This is a genomic window from Aeromonas sp. EERV15, from assembly GCF_900079845.1.
In the GTDB taxonomy this organism is placed as follows: Bacteria; Pseudomonadota; Gammaproteobacteria; order Enterobacterales; family Aeromonadaceae; genus Aeromonas; species Aeromonas sobria.
The window spans coordinates 119,093-140,111 of the sequence record NZ_FKKY02000014.1 but is presented as its reverse complement, the minus strand read 5'-3'; the positions used below and the strand labels follow the sequence as shown (position 1 = coordinate 140,111).

Sequence of the window (21,019 nt, the reverse complement as noted above, 5' to 3'; positions counted from 1 at the left end):
CGCGCTCGGTGATTTGTTTAACCGCTTCGATTTTGAATGTTTCTGGATAACGCTGACGGGTCATAACACCTCCAATAGTTGCCTCATTTTAAGGCTGCGAGGTGTCTAGGGAACTGGGGGCGATTCAATCTGATGAAATCCATTACCTGTACTTGGCTGTAGCGTGTATTGGAGAAACTCGACAGTTCTCATTAAAGCTCCTTCTCATAGAATGAAAATAGAAGCGGACACTGTACATGAGGGCTCTCAAAAATACATAAACAGCGAGATGCCGATAACTAGCTTTATCGGCACCAAAATGGTGATCGACTATCTATCAGTCGTTCAACTTGGTCACCGACCGAGTTGCATCAGATGGCCTGGCTGGCCAAGCAAAGTGCCTTGTTAAAGGCGATTCCGTGCTTTGATGCCAAGGAGACGGCGACAAAGCGGGCCTGCTGTCAAGGGTCTGCACGGCATCTGGAAACATCCGTTAGGGTTCAATCCCCTACCCCACTTCGACAAAATGACCGCGCGGATGCTGGATAAAGTGCAACCGAAGGCTGAAGCAGCCTGTGCCCTGTTCCGACAGTTTGTGGGTCAATTCATGCTTAAGGCACGTTTGGCGATGGCTAATGTGGGTGGCTGGCAGGTTAAATAGAGGCTGTTGTTAAATTGCTGCAAGATGCGCTTGAGTTCACTCATGTCCTCGGGGTGGAGAGTCAAGGACCAAAGTGCTCTGGGCTGGCCGTGATGGAGGCCATTGGTGTAGATGATGGTGCCCTCTTCGATACGTAGTTGTTTGCAGTGCGCTTCCATCTGCAGACCCACATTTGGAAACCAGATATGCAGGGTTCCTGAAGAGATAAAGGTGAACTGGGCTACCAGAGTTTCTTCACCGACGATCCTGAATGTTTTTTCCACCACCGCGACTTGCATACCTGCTCCTTGGTATCGAGGTAAATACTGACATAAACATCATCAATGGTAGCTTGATATGCAAGGGCATGGTAACTATAAATATCAATGTTATTAAAGTGTTATCACCCCAGGTGGCACAATCAGAATCTTTCCGTTGCCGATGCTTTACTCCTATTTGTATCGCGTTGATGGTACAACCACGAAATGAAAGACCTGCATCTGGCGATGCAGGTCTTTGTTGAATGTGATCAATGCAATCAGGCTGCCAACCAGCGCTTACGTTTGGGCATGGGGGTCGGGTGGTGCAATGGTCGGGACTGAGTACAGATCTCGATGATCAGTTTTTTCAGTTCGCTCATATCGCGAGCCTTGAGCGTCAATGACCAGAATGCCCTCGCCTGGCTGTAGTGCATGCCATTGGTATAAAGCAGGGTGTCATTTTCAAAGCGAAGCTGATTGTAGGGCGCTTCCATCTGCAATCCGGTTTCAGGAAACCAGATATTCAAGGTGCCTGAGGGGATCAGGGTAAATTGCGCTATCAGATCGGTTTGTCCGACCAGCTTGTAGGTTTTTTTGATGATATCTAGCGGCATAGGGTTTCTCGATTTTTCAGCAAGCTATTTAATAGTTTGTTTTCTCTGCTGCGGGATGGATGCTTATCCTGCTGATGGCAATGCACTCGTCCCTTACCGCCTCGTTATTCCCTGAACCGCTTGCCACCCCAGAGAAGTACAAAATAGCAGCATCAGCTTGAATGAGACCTTAATGAATCACCTGTTGTTTTAAAAACAAACAACAAAGAACAGGATAAAGACTCACAACTTTGCATTGCTCAATATCGTTATCTCTCACTACTACCCCAGCCGGTCGAGCGGTTTTTGTTGGGCACTCTCATGCCGTTCGCTGTTACTGGTGTGCAGATATTTAGAGGTGGTGTCGATGCTGTCATGTCCGGCATCGGCTTGTACGTGTGATAGTGGTCGCCCATGCAGATTGATATCGTGGGTGATCCCGGTATGGCGAATGGCGTGGGGTGATAGTTGTCGCATTTCAGCCCCATCCTGGATAAATCCATCCCGCTCTGCCAGATCTGCGCCCTTGCCAATGATCATCATGATCAGGTCTCGTAACTGACGAATGCCCAGATTTGCATTGAGTTCGCCCTGTTCACGGCCATGGGCTGCCGCTTTGTGGCGAACGAACAGAGGTGTCTGTTCATCTGGCGTCGGCAGAGGAGCAAGGCCGAGGAAGCAACGATAGCGTTCAAGCGCAGCCAGCAGCGCTTGGGAGACCGCCACGGTACGCCGTTTTCCCCCTTTGCTTTGTGGAATGAAGTAGCCCCACACGCCGGTTTTGCGATCCCGGCGAAACTGCCCCATCACCGGAGTGAAACCTGGCCTGGCGGCGACCTCCGAGATCCGCAGATAACAGGCATACATCAGGATGGTGAGAAAGCGGCTGCGTTCGTGCTGCTCGGGATGCTCGCGGGCCAGGGTGTCGGCCGCCTGGATCACGTAGGACCACTGCAACTCGCTGAAGCATTGAACTTGATCATCGGCCTCTTGCTGTTGTGGCCGCTTGACTCGCTGTAGCAACAAGGCGGGGTTCCTGTCCATGTACTCCTCCTGGATCAGGAACTGGAAGAAGGCGGACAAAATGGCGAGTTTGGTCTTCATGGCCTGTTCACTGAGGCGATAGGGCAAGGTTCGCCCCAGTTCCCGTTTGCCCAGAAACGGGCGCCACTGCGGATTGGGTAATCGCTCCCCCCACTCCTTGTCGAGGATGAACTGCGCCACGTTGCGATAGGCGATCAGCGATTCTGGCGGGGACTGACAGTAGTCGAGATAGCGCATCATGATGCGGCGGGTCAGATCCTTGGGGTTGATGGCCGCCTCGCAAAAGCACCAGTGCAAAAAGGTGGTCAGCTCACTGCGATAGGTTTTGTAGTTGTTTTCACTGTTGCGCTGTTCCAGCAGCCAATCAACCGCCAGTTCGTAAACCAGTCCGGCATCGGGCACGTCGTTGAGGCTGAGGTTTGCAAGGTACTGATTGACTTGCGGGTTGCCAGCTTCCAGATAGATCAGGCTATCAAATAGCGGCATGGCTGGCGGCAAGGATAAAGCGTGTTGAGTCATGGTGTTGCTTGTTGGTGATGATGTGAATTGGTGTGGGTCTGTGAGCCGAAGGGCCTAAGCAGTGATGCATGAATGCGGCTTCTGTTGGTGTCTGTACTGTCCCTTGCTGTTGCTGATTGAGGTCTCCGCGAGTGGCCTGGCCGACTATCTCGCAGTTGTTTGCTCGTTGGATCGGCTGATGTAGCTAGTCACTGCGCACTATTCAGTTATGCATTACATATGCACCGTTGTTAAAAATTTCTCGGGGTAAATAGCCGTAAAAATGACTTTCAATGCAAATTAATTGAATGGCTTGAGCTGTTTATCCCGAGAAATAGCAGGCCTGTGCAATCAGGCGACCTGTTTGAGCGGTTTCTCTTTGCGCTTTGCTGCCGGCGTCTGCTCTTCTTCTGGACTGGCTGCTTGCACCTTACCGCCACGCAACAGGGTTTGCAGCACGTCACGTTGTTCCGCCAGATAGAACGCCAGACTTTCTTGCTGCTCTGGTGCCAGTTCAATCGGGGCACCGGCGAGCAGTGTCATCAGTTCATCGGCGGTATCCAGCAGCTTGTCGTAGGCATCGGCCTCTTTTTTGCTGGCAAAGGTCATCTTTTCTACTCCCCCACGAACAACCACATATTTGATCTCGACAGCCATGATGGCCTCCTCTTGGTAATGGTGAATAGAGTATATGTATGGATATACAGTATTGCAAATCCACGCATCGAACATGGCCTGTGGATACCATGGATAAACGCGGGTTAGCTCAAGATATAGGAAAGTGCCATTTGACATCCACGCCTGACTGGTCGGATCATTGACCCATGACTATCGTACGACACCTGTTTATTTTACTGATGGTGGAGGTGCTGCTTCTGGGGAGCATCGCCCATCTTGTTATGAGCCTCTCTTGGCCGCTTACCCTGTTAATGGTGGTGTTCGCCCTGCTGGCGTTGCGCTGTCTGGTGGTGCTGGGCAGCTGGCTGTTTACCCGCTTCTACCCCTCCCCGGCCATCGGCACTTGGGCGAGAGTGAAGATGATGGCGCAAGAGATGCTCGCCTACCTCTACACCTTTACCTGGTTACTCCCTTTTGAACCGCTGTTGATGGCATCTGATCGGTTGCCAGCCTGTCAGCGGCCGGTGTTGCTGGTACACGGTTATGGCTGCAGCAGGGGGATCTGGCGTACCCAGCGGGCCAGGCTTGAAGCGGCTGGCCATGTGGTGGCCACCATTACCCTGATGCCACCGTTTGGCCATATCGATGAGATGGTGCCGCTGCTGGCCACCCGGATTGACGATGTGCTGGCGCAGACCGGGGCTGACAAATTGGTGCTGGTCGGTCACAGCATGGGCGGGTTGGTCTGCCGCGACTATCTGGCGGTCCATGGTGGTGACAAGGTCGCGCGCCTTATTACCCTGGCAACCCCCCATCAGGGGAGCCAGCTTGCCGCACTGGGGCTGGGGGCCAATGCTCGCGAAATGGAGCCCGGCTCTGGCTGGTTGCAACGTTTTTCCTCGGTGCCTCTTTGCGTACCCGGGATCTCGGTGCGCACCAGTCATGACAATGTGGTGATGCCCCAAGAGCGGCAACGGCTGGCAGGTATGGAAGACCTTGAGTTACCTGCCATTGGCCATCTCTCGCTGCTCTATTCGCGACGTACCACCGACCTGTTGTTACGTCTGCTGGCCCGCGCCTGATAGCCGGATATAAAAAAGGGGCCTGATGATTCAGGCCCCTTTTTTTGTGGATGAATTGCCAATCGGTTAGAAATGGATCCCCTTGATCAAGGTAGACACGGCAATCTTATCGGCGGCTGCTTTGGATTTATCCCCATCTTTCGGGTCGGAAAATGTGCGAAAACTGGTGTTCATGATCACCTGGGCAACACGCGGTGCCAGCGCATGGATCACCTGACCGAATACCCCAAGGCGCGTCGCCAATCGAACATGCTTGTTGATGATGGTATCGCACACCAGATCGGCGGCCTCTTCCGGCGTCATCATCGGTACTTGGTCATATTCTTTGGTGGGCGCGACCATCGGCGTTTTCACCAGTGGCATATTGATGATGGAAAAGCTAACCCCTCTGTCGGCAAACTCTGACGCGGCGGTGCGCACCCAGGCATCGAGAGCAGACTTGGAGGCCACATAGGCGGAGAAGCGCGGCGCATTGGTCAACACCCCGATGGAGGAGATGTTGATGATGTGGCCTTTTTTCTTCTCAATCATGGTGGGCAGCACGCCCATGATCACCTTGAGTGCCCCGAAGTAGTTCAGTTGCATGGTGCGCTCCAGATCGTGGAAACGCTCGAACGAGTCTTCAATGGAACGACGAATGGAGCGACCGGCATTGTTGATCAGAATATCGACCCCACCGTGATCCTCGACAATTTGCCTGGTAATCGCCTCCCCCTCGGCCAGATCGGCAAGATCCCCCTGATAGACCTCGATGGCGAGGCCCAACTCGGCAAATTCGGCGCGGGTTTCGGCAATTTTTTGCTCATCGCGGGCAATGGTCACCACGGTTGCCCCCGCCCCTGCCAACTTGCGTGCAGTGGCGCGACCAATTCCCGAGGTGGCACCAGTGACTAATACCACCTTGCCTTCGACCCGCCCGCGCAGGGAGCGGTCGATAAAGAGTTCGGGATCGAGATGACGCTCCCAGTAATCCCACAAACGCCAGGCATAGCTGTGCAGTGGCGGGACTTCAATGCCAGAGCCTTTCAATACCCGCTGGGTTTCGCGACTATCGAAACGGGTGGGATAGCTGATGAGGCGGAACATATCTTTGGGTAGCCCCAGATCGGCAATAGCGGCATCGCGGATCCGGCGTATCGGTGCCATGGTCATTAACATGGCGCTCAGATGACGGGGTATGAAGTTAAACAAAGAGGCATTAATGCGAATGGCGGGTTCGGGCGCGTGGGCCGCACGGGCAAAGGTGCTCAGCATGTCGCCGACCCGCATCGGGTTGGGATCCGTCAGGTGAAATGTTTTGCGATCCTCGCCTTGCTGGTGGGCGATGTAGACCATGGCGTCTACCACGAAGTTGACCGGTACGATATTGATGCGGCCCCCCTCCACCCCGATGGCAGGCATCCAGGGTGGCAACAGACGGCGCAACTTCTGGATGGTTTTAAAGAAATAATAGGGGCCGTCTATCTTGTCCATCTCGCCAGTATTGGAGTCGCCGACCACAATACCGGGGCGGTAGATCCGCCAAGGTATGGTGCATTCGTTGCGCACAATCCCTTCTGATTCGTGTTTGGTCTGGAAATAGGGCAGGTCGAGGTGTTCGGCCTCCTCGAACATGTCTTCCCGAAACAGGCCATCGAACAGTCCTGCTGCGGCGATGGAGCTGCAGTGATGGAAGTGCCCGGCGCCCAAGCGATCGGCAAGTTGTACCGCCTGGCGGGTTCCCTCGATATTGACCTGCTGCTGGATCCCCTCTTTGGCATTGAGATCATAAATGGCAGCCAGATGGAAAAAGTGATCGATACGGCCACTGAGCTGCGCCAGCTGCTCGGTCGATATGCCCAGTAGTGGTAGCGTGATGTCACCAAATACCGGGATGGCTCGTTGTTCATCGACTTGCCAGAAGGCAAACAGGTCGGTCAGTTTTTCTTGATGGGATGAACGCATCAAAAAATAGACTTTGTTGTCGAGTGACGCATCCAGTATTTTTTTAATCAATCTGTGGCCTATAAAACCACTACCACCTGTAATGAAATAGTTCATGTCATCGTTCCGCTACTGATTTGGCTATTACTTACCGTTAGATATATCACGATTCATATGGAAATCTGCAATTCAATAACCAGTTCGTGAGCTATCCCTAAGTTCAGTTAATTTACTGTTTCGTTATTAGGTAGAACCCTCTATTTTTTGTCCCTAGACTGAAATTGAAAAATCAGTAATGCCACAACCGGACTGTACGTTGTCGTTGTCGCCATTACGGTTAACCATCGTTATTCAAGGAGAAGATCATCATGGCTAAAAAACTCAAAGCACTGGCAAGTTCGGTGACCGACAACCAACTCACCTCCACCATCAAGGAGTCCACTCAGCAGATCTGGTTGGCTGGCTTGGGTGCCTATGCCAAAGCGCAGGAAGAGGGTGGCAAAATTTTTGAAGCGCTGGTGCAAGAAGGGGAAGCCTTGCAGGCCAAAACCCGTCAGAGCGCTGACGAAAAAATTGCCGCAGTGACCGACAAAACCGCCGGGACCTGGGGTCGCCTCGAGCAGGTATTCGAAGAGCGCGTAGCGCGTGCGGTTGCCAGCCTCGGCATCCCGACCCGCAAAGATATCGACAAGCTTTCCAAGCGCATGGCGGAATTGACCGAGGTGGTACAGCAGTTGCTGGATGCCGAGGACGATGCGGCCCCAGCCCCGGCCGCCGAAGCAAAACCTGCCGCTGCCAAGAAACCTGCAGTCAGAAAGGCACCGGTAAAGAAGGCACCGATCGCCCAGGCTAAAGAGGCGGTGGTCGAACAGGCTGCGGATCTGCTCTCTGCCGCCGAGGATGCCGTCAAAGAGGTGAAGGCGAAAGCGGAAAGCGTTCTCCCCTGATCTCTGATCCTGCCAGATGGTGATTGATACCGGCCCATGCCCTTAGCTGGGCCGGTTTTTCCATTTATAGCGAGGTGGCACTATGAGTACGATCGCAATTGCCCTGGCCGGAGGCGGCCCGCTGGGCGGCATCTACGAGATAGGTGCCTGTGCTGCCCTCTCAGACAGCATCAAGGGGTTGCGTCTTGAACATGCTGACATCTACGTGGGGGTCAGTTCGGGGGCCGTAGTGGCGTCGGCACTGGCCAATGGCATTTCAGCCGACAAGCTGGTGCGGATCCTGCTCAGTGATGACTCCGGTGAGATATTCGATCCTGCCACCTTACTGCGACCTGCTTTTGGCGAATATGCTGACCGGCTGAGCTCCATCCCGCCGCTGGCCTGGCAGAGCCTGGGCCATTACCTCTCTGCCCCCTGGAAGCATCGGCTGTTCGAGTCGCTGCAGGGGCTCTCCAAGGCGATCCCGACCGGGTTGTTTGACAACCACGGGGTGGATCGGATCCTGACCCAGTTTTTTGCTCGCCCGGGCCGCAGCAATGATTTTCGCCAGCTAGCTTGCCGTCTGTTCGTCGTCGCCACTGAGCTCAATACCGGCCATGCGGTGGCCTTTGGTAGCCCGGGGCTGGATGATGTTCCCATTTCGGCCGCAGTACAGGCGTCTGCGGCGTTGCCCGGATTGTTTCCCCCTTCCCTGATCAATGGTCGCTACTATGTGGATGGGGCGCTGATCAAGACCCTGCACGCCTCGGTCGCACTGCAGGAGGGGGCAGATCTGGTCTTGTGCATCAACCCACTGGTGCCTTTTGATGCCAGCATGATCCCCGGGGAGCCTACTAATCTGGTCGACAGCGGGCTGCCGGTGGTGCTGGCCCAGACCTTTCGCGCCATGATCCACTCCCGCATGCATGTGGGAATGGATCGTTACCGTCATGAATACCCCGATGCCGATGCGCTGCTGTTTGAACCCTCGGGTGCCGATAGCGAGATGTTTTTTACCAATGTGTTCAGTTATCGGGATCGTCGCCGTCTCTGTGAACACGCATTCCAGCGCACACGCAGTGACCTCTGGGAGCGACGCGAGGTACTGGCACCCGTGCTGGCCAAACATGGTCTGGAGCTCAATCTGGCTGCACTGGAAGATAAAGACCGAACCTTGCTGGCCCCCAGCAGCGGTTCGGTCGCCGCACTGGACAAGTCACTGGAACAGCTGCAACACTGGCTTGCCAAGCGTTATCGCCACGGTGTGCGTCGTTCATTAGTCAAGGAGTAGCATGGATCGCAAGCCCAAACGCCGTACCCGGGAGCGGATCCTGACCACTGCCCTCGCCTGCTTCAATCGACAAGGGGAACCAACCGTTACCACCTCGGCCATTGCCGCCGAGATGGAGATAAGCCAGGGCAATCTCTATTACCACTTTCATAACAAGGAGGAGATCGTCAATGCGCTGTTCGCTGAGTTCGAACAGCAGATGGCTCGCCTGCTGGATGCAGTCAGTACCCCCACCGATGAAGCGGAAGATATCTGGCTCTTCCTGCACCTGATGTTTGAAGCCATCTGGCAGTACCGTTTCTTCTATTACGATATCTCGACTCTGATGAATGGCTACCATCTGGTGGAGCAGCGCTTTTCCGCTCTGCTGCGCCGCAAGGAGCACACGGCTGCGGCCATCTGCCAGCATTTGCAAACGGCCGGGCTGATGGACGGGTCGGCACAACAGATGCGTTCACTGGCGGCCAATGTGGCGCTGGTGGGCACATTCTGGATCTCTTACCAGCGGGCACTGCACCCCAAGGCGGACGCCGATATCGCCCTCGGCGTCTTCCAGGTGATGCAGCTGGTCGCACCCTTTCTTCGGGCTGATGCCCGCGCTCATCTGGGCGCCCTCGCCCACCACTACACCGATAAGGTTTGATTCACATGCTACAGGGAGAACAAGCATGACTACTTCACAACTCGAATTTGTCCCCTTCCCCTACGCGGATGCGGCTTATGACTATGCCGGCCAAAAGCTGGCGGATCACTGGGAGCGCCTCCATCAGGGGGATGCGGAACCCTGGCCTGAGGATGAACAGGTACAGGATGCCTGGCGGGCCTATCACGCTGGGGATTTTGCCCAGGCGGTGGCGCTGGGTGAAGCTGCTGGTGACGAAGGGCTCAACGTGGCAAACAAGGCGCTGGTGATCCATGCCAGTTACCTGCTGGATGACAAGTATGCCAAGCGCGCCGCCTTCGAGCGGGCCGCCAATCACGCCGAGCAGCTGCAAAAGCGCCAGCCCGACAATGCCAACGCCTGGTATTTCCACGCCCTGGCACTCGGTCGCTACAGTCAGGTGATCTCTATCACCAAAGCGCTGTCACAAGGGATTGGCGACAAGATCAAGAGCAGTCTGGAAAAGGCGCTGGCGCTGGAACCGGATCATGCCGAAGCCCATATCGCCTTCGGTGCCTGGCACGCCGAGATAGTCGACAAACTGGGGGCCATGATTGGCGGCATTACTTATGGTGCCAAAAAAGAGGAGTCAGAGCGCCACTTCAAGGTAGCGCTGGCGTTGATCCCCGATTCTGCCATTGCTCGTATGGAGTACGCCAATGCTCAGGTGATGCTGCACGGCAAGAGTCGCCTGAAAGCCGCTGAGGCGCTCTATGCCGAAGCCGCCGAGTGCCAGCCGGTGGATGCGATGGAGCGCCTCGATGTGGCTGCCGCATGTGATGAGCTTGAGGATGAGTGATCCCTTGCTCTGCCGCTAAAGAGTGAGGCCAACCTGCAGGTTGGCCTCTTTCGTTATGGCAGGAAATGAATCTGCGGTGGATCAACCCAGTAGCGCATCGAGCTCGCGCGGGTCACAGTGCAGTGCTGGCTCCATCAACGCCAGTAACAGCAGCTGTTCAAACTCTACCGCAAAACGTGCCACCACCTGGTCGGGGTCCGGCACCAGCTTCTTGTCGGTGATCAGACCCAGCTGTACGGTATGGTCGTAAGAGAGTATGGAGACCCCTACGCCGATATCCCCGGCTTGGGGTACCCAGAACAGCGGTTGGCGCAGCCGCGCGCCGGCCAGATAGAGTGTCTGCTGCGGGCCTGGCACATTGGTGATCACCGAACTGGCTTTGGCCGAGAGCAGCTCGACAGCTTGTTGTTGTACCGCCTTTGGCGCCATCCCCAGCACCTGCAGCAGATTGAGCACTACGATAGGCTGTAGCGAGGTGCGCAGTGCCAACATGCGGTCACGCACGGCATAGAGGCGTTGCAACGGATGTTCAATATCGAGCGGCAGATCCAGGGCCACCAGCCCGAACCGATTGCCAAGGGCGCCATCATCGTCTGGGGCCCGCATATTGACTGGCACCAGCGCCCGGATCTCTACCTTGTCCGCGTCATCCCCCTTCTCTTGCAAGTAGTGGCGAAAAGCACCGGCGGTGGCGGCGATCAACAGATCGTTGACCGAGCAACCCAGCACTTTGCCCACGGCTTTGATGTCTGGCAACGCAATCTGTTCCGACCAGGCAACCCGCTTGGTGCTGGCGGTTTTTCCCCGCAAGCGGCATGGGGAGTCATCGTTGAGGGTGGCAATGTGGCACAGCTCGCTGGCGACATCTCGCCCGATCTTGAGGTAATCCATGGCCTTGGTGGGATGGGTAACCACATCGACATATCTGGACCAGAGGTTGCCGGTCAACTTGAGACCTGCCCGCACTAACCTGCTGCCCCCGTGTGGCATCTCCTCCTCTTCTTGTGCTGACTCATCCTGCTGCGCTGATGGTTGGGGGCGTGGCGAACCTTGCGGGGTGTTATCCATCATGGTCAGAATGGCCCGCACCAGCGAGAAACCGTCGCCCATGGCATGGTGGATCCGCACCACCAGCGCCTGCCCGCCGAGGGAGGTGTCAGTAAGATGCATGTCCCACAAGGGGCGCTGGTGGTTAAGGGGGGTGGAGGCGAGATCGGCCACCAGCTTTTCCAGTTCAAGCTTGCCCGCGTTACCCGGCAGGATCACCCGTTTGAGATGTTGGTCGAGATCGAAGTCAGGGTCATGGCGCCAGTAGTACGATCCCCCTTCAAGCATGGCGCGTTGCTGGAAGCGAGGTTGTACCGACATGGTATGGCGCAATCCGTCCCGCAGGCGCGGCTCATCCAGTTGGCCTTCGAACATCAAGACGCCAATAATCTGCATCAGATTATTAGGTCTGTCCATGCGTAACCAAGCAGTGTCAACGCAGGAGATAAATTCACTTAGTGGCATGGTTGTTTCCCTACAACATGAATTTAGCGAGGCGGTCAATCACAGATGCCACTCATATCCGGTGAGGGCATTCAGGGAGTGAACATAACAACAGCAACTACCGACTCGAAATATGAAAATAGAATGATCGAAAATAAAATACCCCGTTCATTAACTGCCTATTAAATAACCACGCAAGGCAAGCGAACGGATATATTATCAGGCTGACTTGCCTGCAGATCCGGCTATTTCAGGTGTACCCCTGATGGTTTCACGCACGATGAGGGCAAGGTAGCCGGTTGTTGACATAATCGAGGATCTCCTGCTCCAGCACGCTACGCACCGGTAGCAGCATCAAACCGAGATGTACTTCCAGTTTCAGGGTCTCATCGTCCAGGGTGAGGGTGCCATGTACCCCTGAGCCACGAAACCGCAATTCGGTCTCCTCTTCATCTGCCCATTCACAATCGAGCTGGTAGCTTTCGCTCATATCCTGAGCGATGGCTTCTGCGGCAAGGCGTGCAGCGGCAAGACCCAGAGGATGTTGACGGTTGACCTGAATGGTGGAGAGTCCGCTGCTACCAGCGAGTGAGTCATATAGAAACATGGTGAATACTCTGGGCCATAAGATATTTATTGATATTAAACACATGTTCACCACAAGTGAAAGGGGTGTTCCCATAAATGGGACTCACTTAACAGAGTCGACAGGGATGAAGGCCGTCTACGGGGCCAGGCATTTATTCCCTCCCCCTTGCGCGCTACACTTGTGATGGAACGCTCAGCAAAAGCTGCTTGTTTTTCATTCACTTGTATCTTCATACCACCAAATCCCAATCAATGGGCCCAAGGCCAGAGAGCTGTAGATGACGCATCAAGAACATGCCCACGACGACGATAGCACCCTGGGTCGGCTCTATCGCCAACTCACGCGGGTTGCCGCCTTGCGCGAACAGATGCGTGCCCACCCGGAAGATCAGCAGGATCGGGATCGGCTGCGCCAATGGCAGGCCGACAGGTTGGGGCGTACCCATCGCGATCTGCTGGAGAGTGACCGCTACGGCCCCGCCGCCGCATTTTTCCTGACCGATCTCTATGGCCCAGGGGATTGTGCTCGCCGCGATGCGGACGTGATGCGGGTGATGCCAACCGCTGAGCGGCTGTTACCGGAGTCCGGCCTCAAGGTGCTGGCGCAGGCGATCGAGCTTGATGCCCTCTCCGAGGAGCTGGACTACCTGATGGTGGTGGCATTGCGCCGCATTGGTGGTATCAATCCGATCAGTGCCGAACACTACGTCATTGCCTATCGTGCCGTGGGCGAGATGGCCCGTCGCGAACAGCAGATCACCCTGGTGAATGAACTTGGCATGACGCTGGACAGGCTGGCGAGAAAACCGCTGCTTGGTGCGACCCTCAAGCTGGTGTCAGGGCCCGCCCATCTGGCGGGGCTTGGTGAGCTCTTCTCCTTTGTCGAGCGGGGTTATCGGGTCTGCCATCAGATGGGGCGAGCCAACGAGTTTCTCGAGACCATCGCCAGTCGTGAGACGGCGATCATGACGGCGCTCTTTAACGGCGACAGCAGTGTGCTGGCGTAGTGTTGCGGTGAGGGATAAATCGCCAGAATAACAAAGCGGGCCGATGGGCCCGCTTTTCGTTTATAACTGCTTGCCGGTAGATATCGGTCAGATTACCAGCAGATCCATAAAGGCGTGGACCGGTGTGCTGGCCAGCTGCTTGCCATCCTGGCAGAGGGCGAGAATATCGCGGACCCGTTTGACCGGGAAGCGAGTGGCCAGATTATGCTGGAATTTCTCCACCAACAGCGGGATCCCCTCCTCCCGCCGGCGACGATGGCCGACCGGATACTCCACCTCGACCTTAGGAGTGTGAGTGCCATCCTTGAAGAAGATCTGGATGGCGTTGGCAATGGAGCGTTTATCCGCCTCCAGATATTCACGGCTGTAGCGTTTATCCTCCTGCACCACCATCTTGCCGCGTAGCCCGTCGATACGGGGATCGGCGGCTACATCGTCCTCGTAATCCTCGGCGATAAGGCGACCGAAGATCAGCGGCACCGCCACCATGTACTGCAGGCAGTGATCCCGATCGGCCGGGTTGTTGAGGGCCCCCACCTTGCTGATGATGCGAATGGCCGACTCATGGGTGGTGAGCTCGATGCGGTCAATCTCGTCCAGTCGTCCCTGCACCTGACCGTGCAGCTTCATGGCGCACTCCACGGCGGTCTGGGCGTGGAACTCGGCGGGATAGGAGATCTTGAACAGCACGTTCTCCATCACATAGCTGGCGTACCCCTGATGCAGAGCGAACTGGTTGCCCCTGAACAGCACGTCGTAGAAACCCCATTTGGGCGCGCTCAGCACGCCGGGATAGCCCATCTCGCCGCTCATGGTGATAAGGGCGAGGCGCACCGCGCGGGAGGTAGCATCCCCCGCCGCCCAGCTCTTGCGGGAACCCGCATTGGGGGCATGGCGGTAGGTGCGCAGGCTCTGGCCATCGACCCAGGCTTGGGAGATCGCATCGATCACCTGATCGCGGGTTCCCCCCAGCATATGGGTCACCACGGCGGTACTGGCGACCTTGACCAGTACCACGTGATCGAGGCCAACCCGATTAAAGGAGTTCTCCAGCGCCAGTACCCCCTGAATTTCATGGGCTTTGACCATGGCCACCAGCACCTCGCTCATGGTGAGCGGCACCTTGCCCTCGGCGACGCGGGTACGTGACAGCCAGTCGGCGGTGGCCAGAATGCCGCCCAGATTGTCGGAGGGGTGCCCCCACTCGGCGGCCAGCCAAGTGTCGTTGTAATCGAGCCAGCGGATGATGGCGCCGATATCCCATGCCGCCTTGACCGGATCGAGGCAGAGTTGGGTACCGGGCACCCGGGCCCCGCGGGGTACCAGTGTGCCCGGCACAATGGGGCCAAGGTGCTTGGTACACTCGGGAAAACGCAGGGCCAGCAGGCCACAGCCCAGGGTATCCATCAGGCAGTAGCGGGCGGTGTCGAGGGCCGCTTCGCTGGTAATGGGGTGGTTGCAGACATAATCGGCAATATCGACCAGCACCTGATCGGGCTCGGGTCTGTGGTTGACGTCGACGTTGGCGGACATCGTGATTTCCTTATCGTTGTTGTAGGGAGACAAAATGACGGGGGGCCGGACCGACATAATCGGCACTCGGGCGGATGATCCGGTTGTGCTCGCGCTGCTCCATCACGTGGGCGCACCAGCCGGTGACACGCGAGCAGACGAAAATAGGGGTGAACAGCTTGGTCGGGATCCCCATGTAGTGATAGGCGCTGGCGTGGAAGAAGTCGGCGTTGGGAAAGAGCTCTTTCTCTTCCCACATCACCTTCTCCGCCTCGCAGGAGACGCGATAGAGGCGATCATCCCCCACCGCTTCGGCGAGCTTGGCTGACCACGCCTTGATGATGACGTTGCGCGGATCCGAGGTGCGGTAGATGGCGTGGCCAAAGCCCATCACTTTATCCTTGGCCGCCAGCTTTGCCAGCAGCTCGCGCCTTGCCTGGGTTTCATCTTGCCAGGGCTCGATCATCGCCATGGCTGCCTCGTTGGCGCCGCCATGGAGCGGGCCGCGCAGGGTACCGATGGCGGCGGTGATGCAGGAGAACATGTCGGAAAGGGTCGAAGCGCAGACCCGCGCCGCAAAGGTGGAGGCGTTGAACTCATGCTCGGCGTAGAGGATGAGGGAGACATGCATCACCCGCCGCTCCAGCTCGCTTGGCGCTTTCTGGTGCAGCAGCGCGAGGAAGTGGCCACCGATACACTCTTCATCGGTATCGAGGGCGATACGTACCCCTTCGTGGCTGAACTTGTACCAATAGATCAGGATCCCCGGGAAGGCGGCAAGCAGTCGATCCGCCACTTCATGCTCATGTTCGAAACCATCTTCCGGCTCCAGATCGCCGAGCATGGAACAGCCGGTGCGCAGCACATCCATGGGATGGGCATTGGCGGGGATACGCTCCAATACCTCCAGCAGCGGCAGGGGCAAGGCGCGCAGGCGACGCAGTTCGCGCTTGTAGGCGTCAAGCTGCTGCTCACCGGGCAACTCCCCCTTGAGCAGCAGATAGGCGACCTCTTCAAACTGGGCGCTATCGGCCAACTCCTTGATGTCGTAGCCGCGATAGGTGAGACCGGTGCCACTCTTGCCCACGGTGCAGATGCTGGTCTCCCCCGCACACTGCCCGCGCAGACCTGCCCCGCCCAACGGTTTTTGCTGTCCCATACGCTGCCTCCTAATCCCTGGATGTGAACAGACGATCCAGTGTCTGCTCGTAGTGGTGATAGCCGAGATAGTCGTAGAGCGACTCCCGGGTCTGCATGGTCTCCACGACGGCACGCTGATGACCATCCTGGCGAATATGTTGATAGACGTTAAGGGCGGCCTGATTGGCGGCGCGGTTGGCGCTTAGCGGGTAGAGCACCATGTCGACCCCGTGGGCGGCGAGCTGCGCTTTGTCAAACAGCTCGGTTTTGCCAAATTCGGTCATGTTGGCGAGGATCGGGACCCCGACCGCCTGCTTGAACTGGTCGTACTGGGCAAGCTCGGTCACCGCTTCGGCGAAGATCATGTCGGCACCGGCAGCCACATAGGCTGCGGCACGTTCAAGAGCAGAATCTATCCCCTCCACCGCCAGCGCGTCGGTACGGGCCATGATGACGAAGTGCTGATCCTGCCGGGCATCCACCGCCGCCTTGATCCGATCGCACATCTCATCCAGCGACACCACCGCCTTGTTGGGGCGGTGGCCGCAGCGCTTCTGGGCCACCTGATCTTCCATATGGACGGCGGCGACCCCGGCCCGCTCGAACGCGCGAATGGTACGGGCAATATTGAATGCCCCGCCCCAGCCGGTATCGATATCAACCAGCAGTGGCACCCGGGTCGCCGCGGTGATCCGCTCGGCATCGATCAGCACGTCGTTGAGGGAGGTCATGCCAAGATCCGGCAAGCCGTAGGAGGCATTGGCCACCCCGGCACCGGAGAGATAGAGAGCTTGAAAACCGCTGCGCTCGGCCATCAGCGCCATATAGGCATTGATGGTGCCGACGATCTGCAGGGGACCTTCATTGGCAAGGGCGGTGCGAAAGCGCAGGCCTGCCGAGGGGGACAAACTGGACATCATGACTCCTTTCACCTGTCTAGTCTGGCTATCTAACATCACGTTTACGTTAACGTCAATCATACTTTCGTCCCATTCAGGGCGCAGGCAAGACAGCGAAACGGTTTTAGGGTAAATTTCACCGATTCTTTCAACAGGTTGAATTGCATGATGGAGCCCAGTTCCGTGATTGTCTGTCCGGCGTGCGACTTGCTGATCCAGCGCAAGGCTCTGCCGCTGCGTCGCCATGCCCACTGTCCACGCTGTCACCAGCATCTTTATGGCCGCTATGCCTTTCGTCCCTCCCAGTTGATGGCATTGACCATCACCGGCTTGCTGTTGCTACCCTCCGCTTTTTTTGAACCACTCATCTATTTGCGATTAGGCGGGGTGAACTCCGATGCTGATCTGCTACGCGGCATCCTGGTGCTGTTTGGCGAGGGAGAATGGTGGGTGGCCGGTCTGGTGCTCTGGTGCGCCGTGCTGGCACCCGTCGGGCTGCTGGCCGGTATCTTTGCACTGGCATCTGGGCTGGCCAAACGCTGGCAGATCCTGGCGCCGACCTTGAAGCTGGTGGAAGTGTTTCGCCACTGGGCCATGCTGGAGGTCTATATCGTCAGCTTGCTGGTCGCCCTGTTCAAACTGATCGATATCGCGGATGTCCAGCTTGGTGGCGGATTGCTGAGTTTGGGTATTTTGATGTTGCTCAATATGACCCTGCTGATCCTGTTTGACCCGGCGCCCTACTGGGCACGGATCCCCCTTAAGGAGGCAGCAGATGACCAGCGCCCGTGAGATGGGGCTGTGCCGCTGCCACGACTGCGGCTTACTGGTTCGTTATCAAACCGGTGCCCGCTGCCCCCGTTGCAACAACAAGCTGCAGGTGCGCATTCCCCGCTCCCTCGCCTGGTCGTGGGGTTTGCTGGCGCTCGCCACCTTTATGTTGCTACCGGCCAACCTGCTGCCCATTACCCACTTTTACAACAAAGGGTTGCTGCAGTCAGATACCATTTTCAGCGGTATCATGATGCTCTATCGCAGCAAAATGAGCGGGATTGCCACCATAGTCCTCACCGCCAGCATATTGGTGCCGGTGGGCAAGATATTGGGGCTAGGCTGGATCTGCTGGCAGTTGCAGCGGGCCAAACCGGTGCGACGCAAGCGCCAGCTTTTGATGTATCGGGTGATCGACTTTATCGGCCGCTGGTCGATGCTGGACTTGTTCGTGATTTCACTGATGGTGGCGCTGGTCGATCGCGGCGTCATGCTGAGTGTCCGGGCTGGCCCCGGTGCCACTGCCTTTGCCGGTGTGGTGGTGCTGACCATGATGTCAGCCCGCATGCTCGATCCCCGTTTACTGTGGGATAAGGCGGCCCGTTGATGAGTTCTCTGTTTCTGTATTATGTGCTGTTTAATCCAGCCAATAAGGAGTCGGTATGATCGGGGCTGAACCCGTCATTGAAAAGCGCCGCTGGTTATCGCCAGTCTGGTTGCTCCCCCTGATAGCCCTGCTGCTGGCGGGGGGCTTTCTCTATCAGCAGGTGTTGAGTCGTGGCCAACTTATTCAGGTCAACTTCGCCCAAGGTAACGGTATTTTACCGGGCAAAACCCAGATCCGTTATCAGGGGGTAGCCATCGGCGTGGTGCAAGAGATGGATCTTGCTGAAGATGGCCGCAAGATTGCGGTGATGGCCAAAATAGACAGCCGGGCCCGGCCACTGATCCGCAAAGGGTCAGCCTTCTGGCTGGTGAGCCCCAAAGCATCCCTGACCGAGATCTCCGGACTCGATACCCTGGTCTCCGGCAACTATATCAACCTGCAACCCGGGCGTGACAACAATCCGTTAGAGGAGACTTTCGATGCACTGGAGGGGCCTCCCCCCGGCTATCAGGCTCAGGGGCGGATGCTGCACCTGACCGCTGACTCGTTGGGTTCGGTGGGGATCGGCGCCAAGCTCTACTTCCGTGGCATCGAAGTGGGCAGTGTCATCAATACCCGCCTTGGCCAGGACAACCAGAATGTCATTCTGGATCTGGTGATCGAGCCTCGTTTTGAGCATTTGATCAAAGCCGATACCCGCTTCTGGAACATCAGCGGCTTCAAGGGCTCCTTCAGTCTGGCTGGGGTGAACGTGGAAGCAGGTAGCCTCACCTCCATCCTGAGCGGCGGCATCGCTTTTGACTCGCCCAAAGCCTCACCAGAGCCAGAGAAGGGGCAAATGTTTACCCTCTACAAAGGGCTGGCGGAAGCGGCGCGTGGTGAGCGCATCGATATCCTGGTTGGTGATCTCCCTATCAAGGAGGGAATGCCCATCCTCTATGAAGGGATCGAGATTGGCCGCATTGACCCCATTGGTCTGACCGACAAGGGGCGCGTGGTGACGGCGCTGATCAACCCGGAGCAAGCTTATCGCATTACCGACAAGAGCCAGCTGGTGTGGGAGAGCGTCTCACTTTCCCCGACCGGTGTGCAACATGCAGATCGCCTGCTCTCCGGCCCCGCTATTCGCCTTGATTATGTGGCGGGCAAATCGGCGCGCAAGATGACCCTGACCGATCGCGCTCCCCAGAGCGGCACCAAGGTGACGCTGCAGGCCGAGGATCTGGCCGGGCTAAATTTGGATGCACCGGTCTGGTACAAGGGGTTGGAGGTGGGCCGGATCAGGCAGCTGGCGCTGGATGCGCGCGGTAATGCCAGTGTCGAACTGGTGATGACGCCGAACTATGGCCATCTGCTCAACCGAGCCCGTTTTTATCGCGCTGCACCGTTGCAGATCGATGCCGATCTGAGCGGTATCAAAGTAGAAACCAGCCCAGCCAGTGCCTGGCTGGGTGGCGGGATCAAGCTGGTACAAGCCAGTAGTGGCGAGCGGATCAATCGGCTCTACCCGAATCAGGAGCTGGCACTGCTTGGGACTCGTGATGCCAAACCACAGCGCTGGTTGCTGAATGCAGATCAGGCTGATGGCATCGGTATCGGCTCCCCCGTGCTTTATCTGGGATTGGAAGCGGGCAAGGTCAAACAGCTGCGCGCCGCGAAAGAAGGAGTCGAGATTGAGCTGGAAATTGACGGTGTGTACGCTCCGCTCCTCGCCCGGCAGCCACAATTTTGGAAGAAAGCAGCCATCGACACCCGGGTAGGGGTTGACGGCGTCAAGGTCAAAGTCGGTAATCTGGCCACCTTGCTGCGCGGTGCCATTGAGTTTGACCGGCTGGGTACCGGCCGTAGCAGCCATCAGCTGTTTGACAATAAAGAGCAGGCCAGAGCCAAGGTACGCCCCCTCTCTCTGGTGGCTGAGAGCAACCCGGGCCTCGGAGTTGGCAGTCCGATCCGTTATCGGGGGGTCGATATCGGCAAGATTGAGCAGATTGAGCTGGAGCCGTCATTGGGTCAAGTGATCTTCAAGGCAGAGCTTGATGGTCACTACGCCGAGCGTTTTCTGCAATCCGGCGCCCGCTTTACGCTGGTGCAAGCCAAGCTGGGGCTGGGCGGTGTTGCTCACCTCGATACCCTGATCAAGGGGGCTTTTGTCGAAGCCCAACCTGGTAAGGGGGCAGGTAAAGATCGCTTCCCCTTGAGTCAGAGTGGTCCGGTCGGGTTGGCCTTGACCCTCAAGAGCCCTTCGGTCAATGGTCTTAGCGTTGGTAGCCCGCTGCTGTTTCGCAAACTGGTGGTGGGCAGTGTCACCAAGGTCGCGTTGGCACGGGATGGCAGCGAGGTGCTGATTGAGGTGAGCGTGGAGCAAGAGTATGCCCATCTGGTGCGTGCCAACTCACGGTTCTGGAACGTCTCCGGAGTGAAGGCTGATATTGGCCTGACCGGCGGCACCATCGAAGTGGAGACGGTGCAGAGCCTGCTGGCGGGCGGCATCGCCTTCAATACCCCGGAGAAAGAGATGGGGCCGACCGTCAAGACAGGCCACAGCTATCCACTCTACGGCAAAGCCGAGAAAGCGTGGCTGGAGTGGAGCCCGCGCATCCTGCCCTGATCTTCTTCCTCAATCACCGTTGATTGCTACAAACGCCCGGCCTGCATGCCGGGCGTTTTATTTCATCTGGTCTATTTAACCA

Annotated in this window: 19 protein-coding genes; 9 read left to right on the top strand and 10 right to left on the bottom strand. The window is 57.0% G+C overall.

What is annotated here, in order from left to right; translation table 11 throughout:
* Positions 1-579: 579 nt before the first annotated feature.
* From BN4575_RS13855 to BN4575_RS13840, 4 genes are all read right to left on the bottom strand, one after another.
* Positions 580-918, bottom strand: a complete 339-nt coding sequence (locus tag BN4575_RS13855; protein WP_068978604.1) for a hypothetical protein — start codon at positions 916-918, stop codon at positions 580-582.
* Between the two features lie 239 nt (positions 919-1,157).
* Positions 1,158-1,493 carry a hypothetical protein gene (locus tag BN4575_RS13850; RefSeq protein WP_068978603.1) on the bottom strand — a complete coding sequence of 112 codons (336 nt, stop codon included), beginning with the start codon at positions 1,491-1,493 and terminating at the stop codon, positions 1,158-1,160.
* A 261-nt stretch (positions 1,494-1,754) separates the two neighbouring features.
* Positions 1,755-3,002 (bottom strand): tyrosine-type recombinase/integrase, encoded by a 1,248-nt coding sequence (locus BN4575_RS13845; protein WP_068978602.1) that lies wholly within the window; start codon positions 3,000-3,002, stop codon positions 1,755-1,757.
* Positions 3,003-3,365: 363 nt separating this feature from the next.
* Entirely contained in the window at positions 3,366-3,671 is a 306-nt protein-coding gene (locus BN4575_RS13840) for a YebG family protein (RefSeq protein ID WP_042023440.1), read from the bottom strand.
* 167 nt (positions 3,672-3,838) lie between these two features.
* Here BN4575_RS13840 and BN4575_RS13835 point away from each other — a divergent pair, with 167 nt between their 5' ends.
* Positions 3,839-4,714 (top strand): esterase/lipase family protein, encoded by an 876-nt coding sequence (locus tag BN4575_RS13835; protein WP_068978601.1) that lies wholly within the window; start codon positions 3,839-3,841, stop codon positions 4,712-4,714.
* A 66-nt stretch (positions 4,715-4,780) separates the two neighbouring features.
* On the opposite strand, the gene BN4575_RS13830 is transcribed toward BN4575_RS13835, so the two are convergent.
* A complete protein-coding gene (locus tag BN4575_RS13830; RefSeq protein WP_068978600.1) occupies positions 4,781-6,754 on the bottom strand; it encodes an SDR family oxidoreductase in 1,974 nt (657 codons plus the stop codon).
* Between the two features lie 251 nt (positions 6,755-7,005).
* Between BN4575_RS13830 and BN4575_RS13825 the strand changes: the two genes are divergently transcribed.
* The 4 genes from BN4575_RS13825 to BN4575_RS13810 all read left to right on the top strand — a co-directional run bounded on the left by BN4575_RS13825 (position 7,006) and on the right by BN4575_RS13810 (position 10,314).
* Entirely contained in the window at positions 7,006-7,584 is a 579-nt protein-coding gene (locus BN4575_RS13825; protein ID WP_068978599.1) for a phasin family protein, read from the top strand.
* Positions 7,585-7,666: 82 nt separating this feature from the next.
* Positions 7,667-8,854 carry a patatin-like phospholipase family protein gene (locus BN4575_RS13820; RefSeq protein ID WP_068978598.1) on the top strand — a complete coding sequence of 396 codons (1,188 nt, stop codon included), beginning with the start codon at positions 7,667-7,669 and terminating at the stop codon, positions 8,852-8,854.
* A gap of 1 nt (position 8,855) precedes the next feature.
* Complete coding sequence (locus BN4575_RS13815; protein WP_068978597.1) at positions 8,856-9,497, top strand: TetR/AcrR family transcriptional regulator; 642 nt, start codon at positions 8,856-8,858, stop codon at positions 9,495-9,497.
* A gap of 25 nt (positions 9,498-9,522) precedes the next feature.
* Entirely contained in the window at positions 9,523-10,314 is a 792-nt protein-coding gene (locus tag BN4575_RS13810; RefSeq protein WP_068978596.1) for a hypothetical protein, read from the top strand.
* An 81-nt stretch (positions 10,315-10,395) separates the two neighbouring features.
* Here the strand turns inward: BN4575_RS13810 and BN4575_RS13805 are convergent, their stop codons facing one another.
* On the bottom strand, positions 10,396-11,826 hold the full coding sequence (locus BN4575_RS13805; RefSeq protein ID WP_068978595.1) for a wax ester/triacylglycerol synthase family O-acyltransferase: 1,431 nt from the start codon (positions 11,824-11,826) through the stop codon (positions 10,396-10,398).
* Between the two features lie 250 nt (positions 11,827-12,076).
* Positions 12,077-12,412 (bottom strand): polyhydroxyalkanoic acid system family protein, encoded by a 336-nt coding sequence (locus BN4575_RS13800; RefSeq protein WP_042021943.1) that lies wholly within the window; start codon positions 12,410-12,412, stop codon positions 12,077-12,079.
* A 259-nt stretch (positions 12,413-12,671) separates the two neighbouring features.
* Here BN4575_RS13800 and BN4575_RS13795 point away from each other — a divergent pair, with 259 nt between their 5' ends.
* The gene (locus tag BN4575_RS13795; protein WP_068978594.1) at positions 12,672-13,400 is read left to right on the top strand and encodes an FFLEELY motif protein; all 729 of its coding nucleotides are present in this window, start codon (positions 12,672-12,674) and stop codon (positions 13,398-13,400) included.
* An 87-nt stretch (positions 13,401-13,487) separates the two neighbouring features.
* Here the strand turns inward: BN4575_RS13795 and BN4575_RS13790 are convergent, their stop codons facing one another.
* Genes BN4575_RS13790 through prpB form a run of 3 tightly spaced genes read right to left on the bottom strand, consistent with a single transcriptional unit; the run spans position 13,488 to position 16,969 of the window.
* Complete coding sequence (locus BN4575_RS13790) at positions 13,488-14,933, bottom strand: bifunctional 2-methylcitrate dehydratase/aconitate hydratase (RefSeq protein ID WP_068978593.1); 1,446 nt, start codon at positions 14,931-14,933, stop codon at positions 13,488-13,490.
* Between the two features lie 10 nt (positions 14,934-14,943).
* Positions 14,944-16,071 (bottom strand): bifunctional 2-methylcitrate synthase/citrate synthase, encoded by a 1,128-nt coding sequence (gene prpC, locus BN4575_RS13785; protein WP_068978592.1) that lies wholly within the window; start codon positions 16,069-16,071, stop codon positions 14,944-14,946.
* A gap of 10 nt (positions 16,072-16,081) precedes the next feature.
* The gene (gene prpB / locus BN4575_RS13780; protein ID WP_068978591.1) at positions 16,082-16,969 is read right to left on the bottom strand and encodes a methylisocitrate lyase; all 888 of its coding nucleotides are present in this window, start codon (positions 16,967-16,969) and stop codon (positions 16,082-16,084) included.
* Between the two features lie 147 nt (positions 16,970-17,116).
* Here prpB and BN4575_RS13775 point away from each other — a divergent pair, with 147 nt between their 5' ends.
* Genes BN4575_RS13775 through BN4575_RS13765 form a run of 3 tightly spaced genes read left to right on the top strand, consistent with a single transcriptional unit; the run spans position 17,117 to position 20,937 of the window.
* On the top strand, positions 17,117-17,743 hold the full coding sequence (locus BN4575_RS13775; RefSeq protein ID WP_042021933.1) for a paraquat-inducible protein A: 627 nt from the start codon (positions 17,117-17,119) through the stop codon (positions 17,741-17,743).
* Positions 17,727-18,329 (top strand): paraquat-inducible protein A, encoded by a 603-nt coding sequence (locus tag BN4575_RS13770; RefSeq protein WP_068978590.1) that lies wholly within the window; start codon positions 17,727-17,729, stop codon positions 18,327-18,329. Before BN4575_RS13775 ends, BN4575_RS13770 begins: the two co-directional genes overlap by 17 nt.
* 55 nt (positions 18,330-18,384) lie before the next feature.
* Positions 18,385-20,937: an MlaD family protein gene (locus BN4575_RS13765; RefSeq protein WP_068978589.1), complete on the top strand. Its 2,553-nt coding sequence runs from the start codon at positions 18,385-18,387 to the stop codon at positions 20,935-20,937.
* Positions 20,938-21,019: the final 82 nt, after the last annotated feature.

Excerpts from the sequence above, each read along its gene's own strand:
- BN4575_RS13765 (WP_068978589.1), top strand. The coding sequence starts at position 18,385 with ATGATCGGGGCTGAACCCGTCATTGAAAAGCGCCGCTGGTTATCGCCA.
- BN4575_RS13855 (WP_068978604.1), bottom strand. The coding sequence starts at position 918 with ATGCAAGTCGCGGTGGTGGAAAAAACATTCAGGATCGTCGGTGAAGAA.
- BN4575_RS13830 (WP_068978600.1), bottom strand. The coding sequence starts at position 6,754 with ATGAACTATTTCATTACAGGTGGTAGTGGTTTTATAGGCCACAGATTG.
- BN4575_RS13795 (WP_068978594.1), top strand. The coding sequence starts at position 12,672 with ATGACGCATCAAGAACATGCCCACGACGACGATAGCACCCTGGGTCGG.
- BN4575_RS13800 (WP_042021943.1), bottom strand. The coding sequence starts at position 12,412 with ATGTTTCTATATGACTCACTCGCTGGTAGCAGCGGACTCTCCACCATT.
- BN4575_RS13815 (WP_068978597.1), top strand. The coding sequence starts at position 8,856 with ATGGATCGCAAGCCCAAACGCCGTACCCGGGAGCGGATCCTGACCACT.
- BN4575_RS13810 (WP_068978596.1), top strand. The coding sequence starts at position 9,523 with ATGACTACTTCACAACTCGAATTTGTCCCCTTCCCCTACGCGGATGCG.
- BN4575_RS13845 (WP_068978602.1), bottom strand. The coding sequence starts at position 3,002 with ATGCCGCTATTTGATAGCCTGATCTATCTGGAAGCTGGCAACCCGCAA.
- BN4575_RS13825 (WP_068978599.1), top strand. The coding sequence starts at position 7,006 with ATGGCTAAAAAACTCAAAGCACTGGCAAGTTCGGTGACCGACAACCAA.
- BN4575_RS13790 (WP_068978593.1), bottom strand. The coding sequence starts at position 14,933 with ATGTCCGCCAACGTCGACGTCAACCACAGACCCGAGCCCGATCAGGTG.
- BN4575_RS13775 (WP_042021933.1), top strand. The coding sequence starts at position 17,117 with ATGATGGAGCCCAGTTCCGTGATTGTCTGTCCGGCGTGCGACTTGCTG.
- prpC (WP_068978592.1), bottom strand. The coding sequence starts at position 16,071 with ATGGGACAGCAAAAACCGTTGGGCGGGGCAGGTCTGCGCGGGCAGTGT.
- BN4575_RS13805 (WP_068978595.1), bottom strand. The coding sequence starts at position 11,826 with ATGCCACTAAGTGAATTTATCTCCTGCGTTGACACTGCTTGGTTACGC.
- BN4575_RS13850 (WP_068978603.1), bottom strand. The coding sequence starts at position 1,493 with ATGCCGCTAGATATCATCAAAAAAACCTACAAGCTGGTCGGACAAACC.
- BN4575_RS13770 (WP_068978590.1), top strand. The coding sequence starts at position 17,727 with ATGACCAGCGCCCGTGAGATGGGGCTGTGCCGCTGCCACGACTGCGGC.
- BN4575_RS13840 (WP_042023440.1), bottom strand. The coding sequence starts at position 3,671 with ATGGCTGTCGAGATCAAATATGTGGTTGTTCGTGGGGGAGTAGAAAAG.
- BN4575_RS13820 (WP_068978598.1), top strand. The coding sequence starts at position 7,667 with ATGAGTACGATCGCAATTGCCCTGGCCGGAGGCGGCCCGCTGGGCGGC.
- prpB (WP_068978591.1), bottom strand. The coding sequence starts at position 16,969 with ATGTCCAGTTTGTCCCCCTCGGCAGGCCTGCGCTTTCGCACCGCCCTT.
- BN4575_RS13835 (WP_068978601.1), top strand. The coding sequence starts at position 3,839 with ATGACTATCGTACGACACCTGTTTATTTTACTGATGGTGGAGGTGCTG.